Source organism: Johannesbaptistia floridana (assembly GCF_057440575.1).
Window position 1 is genome coordinate 1 of the sequence record NZ_JALKVM010000357.1, and the last position, 11949, is coordinate 11949.

The 11949-nt window shown below is 36.6% G+C and carries 10 protein-coding genes and 1 pseudogene; 6 read left to right on the plus strand and 5 right to left on the minus strand.

The window, feature by feature from the left end:
- Window positions 1-407: pseudogene (locus MW688_RS19630) on the plus strand (hypothetical protein); the annotation flags it as partial.
- A 214-nt stretch (window positions 408-621) separates the two neighbouring features.
- Window positions 622-1380 (plus strand): PEP-CTERM sorting domain-containing protein, encoded by a 759-nt coding sequence (locus tag MW688_RS19635; protein ID WP_486737705.1) that lies wholly within the window; start codon window positions 622-624, stop codon window positions 1378-1380.
- 266 nt (window positions 1381-1646) lie between these two features.
- Here MW688_RS19635 and MW688_RS19640 read toward each other — a convergent pair whose 3' ends face one another.
- Both MW688_RS19640 and MW688_RS19645 read right to left on the minus strand, forming a co-directional pair.
- The gene (locus tag MW688_RS19640; RefSeq protein WP_486737706.1) at window positions 1647-2495 is read right to left on the minus strand and encodes a prolyl oligopeptidase family serine peptidase; all 849 of its coding nucleotides are present in this window, start codon (window positions 2493-2495) and stop codon (window positions 1647-1649) included.
- 11 nt (window positions 2496-2506) lie between these two features.
- Window positions 2507-2842, minus strand: coding sequence for an element excision factor XisI family protein (locus MW688_RS19645; protein WP_486737707.1), 336 nt, complete (start codon window positions 2840-2842; stop codon window positions 2507-2509).
- 151 nt (window positions 2843-2993) lie between these two features.
- Here MW688_RS19645 and MW688_RS19650 point away from each other — a divergent pair, with 151 nt between their 5' ends.
- On the plus strand, window positions 2994-4490 hold the full coding sequence (locus MW688_RS19650) for a bifunctional aminoglycoside phosphotransferase/ATP-binding protein (RefSeq protein ID WP_486737708.1): 1497 nt from the start codon (window positions 2994-2996) through the stop codon (window positions 4488-4490).
- A gap of 716 nt (window positions 4491-5206) precedes the next feature.
- The gene (locus MW688_RS19655) at window positions 5207-5446 is read left to right on the plus strand and encodes a type II toxin -antitoxin system TacA 1-like antitoxin (RefSeq protein WP_486737709.1); all 240 of its coding nucleotides are present in this window, start codon (window positions 5207-5209) and stop codon (window positions 5444-5446) included.
- 216 nt (window positions 5447-5662) lie between these two features.
- Here the strand turns inward: MW688_RS19655 and MW688_RS19660 are convergent, their stop codons facing one another.
- The gene (locus tag MW688_RS19660) at window positions 5663-6844 is read right to left on the minus strand and encodes a hypothetical protein (protein WP_486737710.1); all 1182 of its coding nucleotides are present in this window, start codon (window positions 6842-6844) and stop codon (window positions 5663-5665) included.
- A 3-nt stretch (window positions 6845-6847) separates the two neighbouring features.
- Window positions 6848-8167, minus strand: coding sequence for an APC family permease (locus MW688_RS19665; protein WP_486737711.1), 1320 nt, complete (start codon window positions 8165-8167; stop codon window positions 6848-6850).
- A 72-nt stretch (window positions 8168-8239) separates the two neighbouring features.
- Between MW688_RS19665 and MW688_RS19670 the strand changes: the two genes are divergently transcribed.
- Both MW688_RS19670 and MW688_RS19675 read left to right on the plus strand, forming a co-directional pair.
- Window positions 8240-9202, plus strand: a complete 963-nt coding sequence (locus tag MW688_RS19670) for an ABC transporter permease (RefSeq protein WP_486737712.1) — start codon at window positions 8240-8242, stop codon at window positions 9200-9202.
- 16 nt (window positions 9203-9218) lie between these two features.
- Window positions 9219-10397 carry a GtrA family protein gene (locus tag MW688_RS19675; RefSeq protein WP_486737713.1) on the plus strand — a complete coding sequence of 393 codons (1179 nt, stop codon included), beginning with the start codon at window positions 9219-9221 and terminating at the stop codon, window positions 10395-10397.
- On the opposite strand, the gene MW688_RS19680 is transcribed toward MW688_RS19675, so the two are convergent.
- The gene (locus MW688_RS19680; RefSeq protein ID WP_486737714.1) at window positions 10398-11798 is read right to left on the minus strand and encodes an amidase; all 1401 of its coding nucleotides are present in this window, start codon (window positions 11796-11798) and stop codon (window positions 10398-10400) included.
- Between the last annotated feature and the right edge of the window lie 151 nt (window positions 11799-11949).

Sequence of the window (11949 nt, forward strand, 5' to 3'; positions counted from 1 at the left end):
GGATGTTGAGTAGTTGGGGATATAACTCGTTTTTTAAGATTTTAGCGGCTATTGCCGCTAATAGAGGTGTAGAAATAAAAAAAGTAGCGTCTCAATACACTTCTTTGATTGGCATGGTTAAATACATGAGAATGTATGGATTGAATAGTGGTGTAGCTGCCGCTATGGTGATTGGTAGAAGAGGGATGAGATTAAGTGAAAGATTACCGCAGACCATCAAGACTGCTTTATCTGTGAAGGATAGGGCACATCTATGGCGAGCGTATTACAAACTAAATAAACTATTGAAAGCTGAACTTGGATACATAAAGAGGAATACCTTTTATCGTATGGAAGTGTACCCTAACTGGGCATGTAAGGTTAAGCCAATTATTGAGTCTGTGTCAGTGATACAGAGTACCGAGTAATTGGCAAGGAGTAAAAACACTTTACATGGCAAAAGATATACCGCTGACTTTTTTCTGTCTTATTTTGCTGTTTGAGTAAATTTGAGTAGATTTTTAGAAGCGGTTCATAGCCCGAATCTCTTGTGCTTGGATAAAGCTTGGTTAACAAATTGATAGTTGATAATATGAAAAAATGTTGATAAGGTAAATAGATAATTATAGTTAGGAGAGCAAAATGTTTCGATTATCTATTGTTTCGGTATTATTTCTAGCAGCTTCTTCTCTGAACGCTAACGCGGCAACCTTCCGCGCTTACAATGACCTTGCCTCAAATGTTCCCGGTGAGTACGCGGGCACAAATATCACAGACTACAGCCTCGGCGCCAATTCCCAGCCTTTGATTGACTTCGAGACTGGTGTACAACCAGGTTACACACTTTCTGTAACCGGAGATGGGACCGATGCGAATGTTAGCGACACAGATACTAATGGAGCCAATCCGAACATAGGCACCGATGCCTATTCAGTGTTCAGAAACAACGTCAACATGGTGCGCTATATCCAAGGTAATTCCGGTGCAGGCTTCGTTGACCTTGTGTTCGCTAATTTAAGGCCAACTGAGCTTTACGAGGTCGTGGTATATGGAGAGAGATCTCCGGCAACTGATGGTCGCCCTACACAGTTTACGATCCTCGGAAGTGATGACTTTATCAACAACAGTACTAGTGGGTCAAACTTTAGTGGCTCATCGGATCCGTCAGTATCTTACAATACTGCGCCAAACTTCTCTGTAGGCTATGTGGCCCGTTTCAGCGACGTCAATCCTGGTTTAGACGGGACTTTTTCAGTTAGAGTAGATCAGCCTTTTGGAAGCTCGCAGAATTGGTACGTGAATGCTGTCAGCCTTGCAGTGGTGCCTGAACCAACTACTATTGTAGCCTCAGTAATTGTCAGTTCTGGTTTATTGTTAAGTAAGCGGGTTAAACGGCGTTAGTTCAGATCTTTGCCCAGGTTAAAAATGACTACTTTTTTGAGGTAGACTAATAACTCCGAAAAACTCCAAAATTACGTTACTAGATATTTAGACCATTTCGTCTAAATATCTATCATTATCTTTCTAGCTCATTCTTACTACTCCTGCTTTGGTCTGAGTAAACTAGCTGACGGAGTGAAAACAAGCTTAAACTGAAGACAGGGTGTAGGGTGTAGGAAAATTTACTACCTGATTATTTAAATTGCTTATCAAGTAGCGCTATACAATTAAGAGCGAATTTTCTCAAAAAAACTGAAGACATTTTCGAGTTGTGAATTCCAGAAGTCATAGTCGTGTTTTGCACCTTCTACGGGAAAATATTCAATTATTACCTGATTTTGGTGTGCTTGCTGCAAAGACTCATAAAAGAGACGACTTTGGCTTTCAGGTACTATATCATCTTCTGTTCCATGGGCGAGAAACAAAGGCATAGTCCATTCTTCTACTCGGCTTTGAGGGTTATCTCTGCCTAACCAGCGATCGCGATTTTCCCTAAAGGGACCATAAACTGCCGTCATCAGGTTATCATTAGGCATATTTTCTTGACTAAAATCCCCAGAAAGACTAGCGCCTGCTTTAAATAAGTTGGGATTTTCCAAAGCAATTAAAGCTACACCTCTACCTCCTGTAGACAAACCTAGCATAGTATTATACTGACCTGGTTGCAATAAATTATGTCTAGTTTGTATTTCCCCAAGAAAACGAGTTTTAATAAACTCACCACCAGGTATAGCATTCCACTTCATTTCTGTCTCTGGGTAGTAGCTACTACCATAGATACTTTTGCCCATTTCTGGCAGAATCAAAGCATAGCCATACTTATCCGCATATTCTACTAAATCAGAATTTTCTATCCAACTAGTGCGAGGAAAATCCCACCCAGGCAATACTAAAATTGTTCCTACTAGGGAATTTCTGGGTATATAAATGTCATAGAAAACATCATCTACCTTCAGATTTTTTTGCCAACCTATTTGATTAGTTTCCATGAAGTCATTAGCCAAAACTGTGGAAAAATTGCGATTAGTAAAAATAGTGGGAAGTAACAATAACAGTAAAACTAGAATGATTTTCATATTTTTTACACTTAATTAACGGCAAAGTCCATAAACTTTCTTCTAGAAGGAGAGTGAAAAGCTAAAACAATATCCGTTTTCGGTACACCTAAATTCAATAATTCAGTAGCGATCCCCTCTTCTGTGCCATCATGTTGTATCCAAATTTTATGATCTTTTATATCAATATGCAAAATTGATCCTCTAATTCTACGCTCTTTATTCCAACCTACAGTCATCAAATGGTAGTGATCTCGTTCTTCATCAAAAACTATTTGTACTTCAACATCACCATAAGAAGGTTTATATTGACTATATTCAGTAATAATGTTTTTTATATATTGTCTATAATCATCTATGGTAGCCATTGGATAATCTCCTCACTATTAGTTTTTTATTTTACAAAAATAACTTTAACCCAGCAAAAATAGTACACTCGTTCTATTTAACCATTACCTCACATCACTCACATCATTAAAATATACTGATAAGCAAAAAATAGTTAATGTCAATATAATTATGGATAAAAATTTAATCAAAGAAATGCAACGAGGTGAATTCTATCCTCATCCTGTTACTGATTCTATTCAACTAATCCAAACGCATATTTCTTATATATTCCTAGCGGGAGAGTATGCCTATAAAGTCAAAAAACCAGTTAGTTTTAATTTTTTAGACTTTTCTACCTTAGCCAAACGTCATTATTTTATTCAAGAAGAGTTAAGACTTAATCAACCAGTAGCCCCAGATATTTATCTAGAGGTATTAAAAATTGTCAAAGTTGGGGATAAATATCAATTTGCTGACTCAGGGGAAGCAGTAGAGTATGCCCTGAAGATGCGTCAATTTTCTCAAGAAAATCTTTTGAGTAACCTATATAAAGCAGGAAAATTAACAGAAGCACATTTACAACAACTGGCTGAAGTGGTGGCAGATTTTCATTCAGCTAGTTTAACTAATGATTATATACTTAGTTTTGGGGAGCTTGCTACTATTCGTGTTTCTATAGATAATAATTATCAACAAACTTATAAATATGTGGGAAATATAGTAAGTAGGCAAAAGTACGAAGAAATCAAGGCTTTTACCGACGATTTTTTGAGAGATAAAGCAGAAATATTTAATCAACGCCAAAAACAAGAGAAAATAAAAGAATGTCATGGAGATCTTCATCTACAAAATATTTGCATCTACCAAGGCAAAATACAATTATTTGATCGCATTGAATTTAATGAATCTTTTCGCTATGTAGATGTGATGTACGATTTAGCTTTTGTAGTTATGGATTTAGAAGCTAAAGAAAGACTTGATTTAGCTAATGTCTTTTTAAATCGTTATCTAGAAATTACTGGAGATTGGCAAGGATTGGAAGTCTTACCCCTATATTTATGCCGTCAAGCTTATGTAAGAGCTAAAGTTCACTCCTTGGTTTTGGATGATTCAGAAATATCACCCCCAGCTAAAACAGAGGCTAAAAATACTGCTGCTATGTATTATGATTTAGCTTGGCAATATAGTCAAAATAAATCTGGGGAAATTATCCTGATGTGTGGCTTATCAGGCTCAGGTAAAACTACTGTAGCAAGACAAAAAGCAAAAGAAATTCAAGGGATTCATATTCGCTCTGATGCTGTGCGTAAACATTTAGGGGATATTTCTCTAGAAGCTAGGGGAGATGAGAGTCTTTATACTGCTGAAATGACAGAAAAAACCTATCAACATCTCTTAGATTTAGGTATAAATTTAGCCCAGATGGGATATACAGTGATATTAGATGCTACTTATGAGCAGAGAATTCAACGGCAAAAGGCGATCGCCCAAGCAACTAGTAGAGATTTACCTCTAAAAATATTATACTGTACTGCTCCCCTAGAGATTCTCAGACAAAGAATTCAAGACCGTAGGGGAGATATTTCAGATGCTAATTTAGAGGTATTAGAAAAACAAGTAAACAAGGCAGAAGCTTTTACTGAAGATGAATTGCCCTATGTAACTACTATTAACACTGATCATTAGTTTTCATATAGAATTATAGCATTTTTCGGACTCATGAGGTTGTACCTAACTCTCGGAGCCTCTCGGAGCCTCCTGCCTCAAAAGGATAACCTTTCTCACCAGTATAAGAATTGCTATATAATACCAATCTGATTGACAAAATCCAGTGATTATTAAAGATAAGTTTGTAGTAGGGCTTTAGCCCTATATAGGGCTTGCTGAATAAATCTAAAACTATTACTGGATATAGGTTTGAGGCTGTTTTTCATGGCGAAAAGTGCCTCGTTTTTGAATATATTATGCTAAAAATAGTGCATTTTTCCTCTTAGATTACTTAAGTACTAATAAGTAGTCCCCCCCTATTGCCTTTTGCCTCTTGCCTATTCCCTATCTCCTCACACTTAACTTACTTTTTCAGCAAACCCTATATATAGGATATTTTGGACCTTTAGTCCAACTACGAACCTAGTTTTTAACTGGGGTATATAAATCGAATGCGAGTATAAAAATAATTATGGATAAATCCAGAAAATATAAAACAATAGCTATATAAGCTTATAGCATTTTTCGGACTCATGAGGTTGTACCTAACTCTCGGAGCCTCTCTTGCCTCTCTTGCCTCCTGCCTCAAAAGGATAACCTTTCTCACCAGAAAATGAGTAATAGAGTTTTGGCAACAGAACCTCAAATAGAGTTAAAATCAATTAGTAGTCGTAAATACTTAAAAGAATCAAATTATGACACTAAAAGAATTATTACCCCAATTACATCATTTATCAAGAAGTGAAAAGTTAACGGTGATTAAGTTTTTAGTACAGGAATTAGAGTCTGAATCTGAAGATTTAATCCCCAATGAGTCAGTTTTCTTATCTTCACAAGATTGGGAAAGAGTCACACATTTAATTTCTAATCCTCCATCTCCAACTCCTGCTTTACTCTCAGCTATTGATAGATATAACCAAGAGGTAACAACTTAATGACTTGGTTGTTTTGTGAAATGACTAATACTTAATTCTTTAACTCATTACTTATTACTTAAAGACGTAAAGACTTCAAAACTCATTACTCATTACTTCCTCACTTCAAAACTTCAAAACTTCAAAACTCATTCTCATTACTTCAAGACTTCAAGACTTCAAGATTCATCCACTAGTAACATTAGGTAAAGATGCGAGGTCTGAGTAAGAGGCATTTTATTGAGCGTCTTTTCTATTAGCTAACATTAAATTAGATTCATTGACACCAAACTTATAACCTACACCAAAATCCAAAGGTTGAATATTTTGATTAGTTTGATATATTTCTCTCAAATCTGCTTGATACATATTGCTAAACAGGGGAATTGGACCTGTATAAGTGCCGTAAAAGCTTAATTCCCAATCGCCATTATTAACGTATCTCACAGGCATTCCTGAATCATCCTGAAGAATAGTTTGACTCTCTTCTAGGATTAAATTGCGAATCTGGCTAAAGTAGTCATAGTACATCAAATAAGATGCCGCCTTGAGATAAGTTACTGGATTATCGAGACTTTTGATATATTCAACAAAGGCAGGATTACCCGCTAAACCCCCATCAGAAAGATCCGCCGAAAAATAGTAGAGAGTTTTAACCTGGGATTCTCCTTCAGGTAAAAAAGAAATTTTGACCCCAGGAGTGGTATTCTGATTTGATTCTAACTTAACTATTTCTCCCTGGTCGTTTACAGTAACGTATTCAACATCAAGAATTTGGTTATTAGTTCGGGCCATAAATAACATAATATAGGGCAATACCCCCTGTTGGGCCATATCTACCTTCATATCATTGGTACGAAAAAAACTCCATTTCAAGATAGCGTGTAGAGAACTACGAATTTCTGTTAATTTCTGGTTAATCTCAGCATCGGACATTTCTGTAAAGTTAGGAATCCAGCCGATAGGTTCTAATCCGATTAAAACATATTCTTCTGCCTCAGGGAAAAAAGAATAAGCGTATAAAAAATCTGGACCACTAAAGGGATAAAAAAGTGTAGGATTTTCACCATTGATACTAGCTAATTCGCTACTTGACCATTTTCTGACTTTGGCTAGTTGTTGGTTTTCCAATTGTGACCAGGAATCATTGAGAACATTTTGATGAGTTTGCCAATTACTTTGAGATTGTAGAGATTTTAACTTAGTTATCTGAGTATCTTCTGATAGAGGAATACCTGCTAGATATTTAGCGCTGGCTGTCCATGATTCTGCTTCTTGTTCGTTAAAATCACTAATAGTAGCGGCAATTAAATTCTCTTGATTTACATTGGCTTTGCTTATCTTGGGTTGTATGAGTTGTCCTAAACCCACAGAAGTGATAGTAGCTAGAAAAATCGCCCAAATTTTATATCTATACATAATCTATGCTAATTGTTTTTTAGAAGCTATAAAGTAAACAGGTAAACCTATAAAAATAGTAGCTAAACCTGCTAAAGATTGATTGGGTTGTCCGGTGAAAATAAACACCAAAACCCAAAGACTAATTCCCATAAAAATAATGGGAGTAACTGGATAACCCCAAGTCCGATAACTACGCTTAACTTTGGGGTAGCGCCAGCGATGGACAAATACACCCAAGACGGTGAAAAAAGATGACAAAATTAGCGTAAATCCTAAATAGGTTACCACCTGCGCAAAACTAGAAGTAATCAACAAAACTAATACAATCATTAGCTGGAGGAGAATAGCATAATCAGGAATACCTTGGCTATTTTTTCTGGCTAGGAGTTTAAAAAAAGGTATATCCTCACCAATTACTTGTGTCACACGAGGTCCAGCCCAAACCATAGAACTAATGGTAGAAACTAATCCAAAGGCGATCAACAGACTCATAATTTTGCCTCCAGTTTCGCCAAAGATATAACTAGCGGCTAAGGCGGAAATTTTTTCCTTGTCTTCTAAAGCTGCGATCGCACTCATGGGTGTGGCATAGAGAAAAACAAAATTCACCAACAGATATAGTATCATAACTATAATCGTTCCTATTAGCAAAGATCGGGGTAAGTTTTTCTCTGGCTGTTTTACTTCCCCCGCTAAATATATTGTTGCATTCCAACCCGAGTAAGAATAAGTCACGTAGGCAAGAGAAATAGCGAAGGCAGAACTAAATATTTCTGGCATTACCTGGGTTGGTGTGGGGATTAAATCCAAGGGTTGAGGATCTGCGAATAATAGTCCACATACTATTAGAATAACAATCAGCAAAACTTTAAGAATTGTAAAAATGTCTTGAAATTTACTCCCTAATTGAAGATTACGGGTATGAATTAGAGAAATGACTATCACAGTCAAGATAGCCGCATACCTAGGTACAATAGCCGGAAAAACTTCATTAGCATAAGTTCCAAAGGCGATCGCCGCTAAAGCGATTGGCGCTGCAAAACCCACTGTTACTGATATCCATCCAGAAACAAACCCTACTGCTGGGTGATAGGTTTCCGAAAGGTATTGATATTCTCCCCCAGATCTTGGCATTACCGCCGCTAATTCTCCGTAGGACAGGGCACCACATAAAGCATATATTCCGCCAACAAACCAAAGAAATAGTAAAACGAAAGTAGATTTGATACCCATAGCTTGATAGCCTAAACTAGTAAAAACACCAGTTCCCACCATATTGGCGATGACTAAACAAACGGCAGTAAGTAAACCAACAGAACGTAGATTTTTGTTTTCACTCATTAACTCTCACAGCCACATAACTTACTCTTTTGATTGTATCAATTGTTGCTCTCTTCAATTTGTATTTTAACTATGATTAAATATTTATTGAGCCGTGGCTTAGTAGCTATACTAACTCTCATAGCTATTAGCATGATTATATATCTTATTTTAGCTTTAGCACCAGGAGATCCTTTAGGAGAATTTGCCACTAATCCGGCTATTACTGCGGAAATTAGAGAAAATATCCGTAAATCTCTGGGTTTAGATCAACCTCTTTATATTCGTTATTACAAATGGCTTTTAGCCTTTTTACAGGGGAATCTTGGTTATTCTTTTATTAGTTTAACACCCGTTAGTCAATTAATTTTACAGCGCTTACCCACCACAATTAGTCTTGTAGGTTCTGCTTATATTCTAGCTTTAGTTATCGGTCTTCCTTTAGGAATAATTGCGGCAGTAAAACGTTCTTCTTGGTTAGATAATGCAATTAATCTCTTGGCTTTTTTTGGCATTTCTCTCCCTAGTTTTTTTACGGGGTTATTATTAATTATTATTTTTAGTGTGAAATTAAACTGGTTACCATCTATATACCAAAGCACTATAGAAATTAATAGTATAAGGGGATTTTTCGCTCAAATTAAACAGTCAATTATGCCAATTACTGTTTTAAGCTTATATCAAGTGTCTATATTTATTCGTTTTATTCGTTTATCAGTATTAGAACAAATTAATCAAGATTATGTGCGTACAGCTTACGCTAAGGGATTAAAACCAAAGGTAGTAATTCAAAAACATATTATCCGCAATGCCCTTATTCCCCTAGTCACGCTAATTGCTTTAGATATTCCTAGCATTTTTACTGGCGCTTTAATCACGGAACAAGTATTTAGAATACCAGGAATTGGGGCATTATTGATTGATTCTTTAAATCGAGGAGATACACCTGTGGTTATGGGAATTACGTTTATTTATGCTATCCTAATTGTTATTTTTAATTTTGTTGCAGATTTAATTTATAGTCTTCTGGATCCTCGCGTTAATTACCTTAAGTAAAAAAATATTATAGCTAATGGAAGAATCATTATCGCCTATTTTTATTTCTCCCCTGAAAACTTGTTTACAAGTTCCTGATTTATCTAAAACTGAGAGTTACAGTATATTAAAATTTTCCTTGATACTTCTCACTGATAATCATCAAAAAACTATTGCCAGTGTGATTGAGATGGTTACCACTGTTCTAGATTCTTCTATTGATAATAATGATTATGAGGTGATCGTAGTAGATAATCAGAGTATTGATGGAACTGGAGAAATAGCCTTAGAGTTAGTAAGCATTTATCCACAACTACGAGTAATGGGGTTACCCAAAAAGACTAGTTTAGCTATCGCCACGATTAGAGGTTGGCAAATCGCTAAAGGTCAAATTTTAGGGGTAATTCCTGCTGATTTACAATATCCCCCCTCGATGTTAGTTAAACTCCTGGAAAAGATCGACAACCAAGCAGATTTAGCCGTAGCTAGTTACTCACCAGAGAAAAACTTATCTAAACAAAATTTTACTCGCACATTAGGCTTGATTATCTTACCAGAGATCATTAGTCGTCTAAGAGATCCCTTTAGTAATTATTTTATAGTCAAAAGAAAAGCGATCGCTAACCTTCTTATGTCTCCCTTCTGCCAGACGATTCTCATCGAAGTTATTGCCAGAGGTGAAATAATTAACATAGCCGAGGTAGATTACAATGTCCTAACTACCGAAGCCGAACAAACAGATATAAAAATAGGGCAATATCTCAGATATTACCAATATTTATTGCGTCTGCGTATTTCCCTATCAATTCGCTTTGTGCGTTTTTGTATCGTAGGAATTAGTGGAGTATTTTTAGATATGACCGCTCTTTATTTTCTCAGTGATGTCTATAATCTAAATCTACCCCTAAGTATAATTAAGTTTCTCTCGGCAGAAATAGCTGTGATTAACAACTTCTGGTGGAATGATGCTTGGACTTTTCGCGATATCGCTAAAGCTCAACCAGGGTTATTGGCGAAACTAAAGAGACTACTAAAATTTAATTTTGTCTGTTTAACAGGGTTAATTTTTGGGGCAGTTATCCTAGAAATACTTTATACACCCCTTAATTTTAAATCTCTACCAGCAGGAAAGTACCTAGCAAACTTTTTAGCCATTGGCGCCATTACTTTTTGGAATTATTGGCTACACTCCAAATTAAGTTGGCGCCGAAAATAGTTAAAAAATTGGAGGTAAATGATCCCATCTCAAAGCTTCTTCTAGTTGAGAAGCCAGAGAAATCAGAGTTAACTCATCCCCAGGACCTCCAATCAATTGGATACCCAAGGGTAAACCTTGATCACTTAAGCCAGTAGGAAGGGCGATCGCCGGGAGACCTGCTATATTTATCGGAGGACAAGGAGCGATCCACTGAGTAATTTTCTCTAAAGTTGCTTCTGGAGTTAAATCTGCCCACTCTCCTACTTTGATAGGAGGATGTAAATAAGTAGGTAAAATCAACACATCAAAGTTATCAAAAAAAGCAACAATTTCACGGGCTTTTATTTGTAGCTGATGGACTGCCTGTAAATATTCTCCCACAGGACCTGCTTGATTAGCCATCCAATTACAAAATGGACCTAAAGCTTCTTGAGGAATACCGACGGCCGTTGGTCCTGCCTGCCAAATTTTAGTAAAAGGCTCTACAATACCACTAAAATCAGGACTAGCTTGTGTTGGAGACTGCCCTAAATCTGTTAATATATCTACAACTTTGGTTACCTGTTCTTGACAAATAGGTACAGCTTCCGCGATCGCTGTGGCACCAAAGTTATAGGCGATACGCAATTTTTGCGGTTGACGACGAGTAGCTTCTAAAAAAGATGTCTCTGGGGGTTCTAACCAGTAGGGATCTCCCGTAAGATAACCCGACATTACATCTAGTAATGCGGCTGCATCGGCCACGGTACGCCCTAAAGGACCATTGGTAGAGATCCCGCTTTGGTAATCACCTACAGGGGCATTAGATACACGTCCCCGAGAAGGCTTGATTCCCACTAAACCGCAACAATAGGCAGGACCGCGAATTGATCCCCCTCCATCTGAACCCTGGGCTAGAGAACATAATCTCGCTGCTACCGACGCTGCTGCCCCTCCACTAGAGCCTCCTGGAGTATAATCTAAGTTCCACGGATTACGAGTTGGGGTAAATCCATGGGGTTCTGTATAGGGTAAAGATCCTAACTCAGAGGTTGCAGTTTTCCCGAGGATAATCATACCACTTTCTTTAATTAAAGTTACTATCCCGTCATCGTAGGTAGATAGGTTATCTTTTAACGCTGCATTACCATAAGAACAGGGTAATCCTGCTACAGAATTAAGATCTTTGATTGATATTGGTACACCAAATAAAGCAGGTAATTCTTCTTTGTTTTTGGTTTTGATTAGTTGTTCATCTTTCTTTTTGGCTTCAGCTATAGACATTTCTGCCGCCACTGTATAGTAACAATTTAGTTGATTGTCTATTTTGTTAATACGATCTAGATATAGTTCTACTAATTCTAAACATGTAATTTCTCCGGTTCGTATCAACTTTGATTGTTGTAAAGCTGAAATCAAGGCTAATTCCTGATTAATCATCTGACCCATTCTAAGTGTAATAATCTTATTTTTATCATTTATGGTATAATTTACTGTAAATTATGATTAATTTATTAATTATGTACAATAAAAAGTTACTCTAATTAAGAATAATCAAGCAACAGTAAGGTTTTTGTTGATAAAGATAGTA

Bases quoted from the DNA above. Each gene is read 5' to 3' on its own strand.
- MW688_RS19640 (WP_486737706.1), bottom strand. From the start codon at position 2,495: ATGAAAATCATTCTAGTTTTACTGTTATTGTTACTTCCCACTATTTTT.
- MW688_RS19645 (WP_486737707.1), bottom strand. From the start codon at position 2,842: ATGGCTACCATAGATGATTATAGACAATATATAAAAAACATTATTACT.
- MW688_RS19650 (WP_486737708.1), top strand. From the start codon at position 2,994: ATGGATAAAAATTTAATCAAAGAAATGCAACGAGGTGAATTCTATCCT.
- MW688_RS19670 (WP_486737712.1), top strand. From the start codon at position 8,240: ATGATTAAATATTTATTGAGCCGTGGCTTAGTAGCTATACTAACTCTC.
- MW688_RS19660 (WP_486737710.1), bottom strand. From the start codon at position 6,844: ATGTATAGATATAAAATTTGGGCGATTTTTCTAGCTACTATCACTTCT.
- MW688_RS19680 (WP_486737714.1), bottom strand. From the start codon at position 11,798: ATGATTAATCAGGAATTAGCCTTGATTTCAGCTTTACAACAATCAAAG.
- MW688_RS19655 (WP_486737709.1), top strand. From the start codon at position 5,207: ATGACACTAAAAGAATTATTACCCCAATTACATCATTTATCAAGAAGT.
- MW688_RS19675 (WP_486737713.1), top strand. From the start codon at position 9,219: ATGGAAGAATCATTATCGCCTATTTTTATTTCTCCCCTGAAAACTTGT.
- MW688_RS19635 (WP_486737705.1), top strand. From the start codon at position 622: ATGTTTCGATTATCTATTGTTTCGGTATTATTTCTAGCAGCTTCTTCT.
- MW688_RS19665 (WP_486737711.1), bottom strand. From the start codon at position 8,167: ATGAGTGAAAACAAAAATCTACGTTCTGTTGGTTTACTTACTGCCGTT.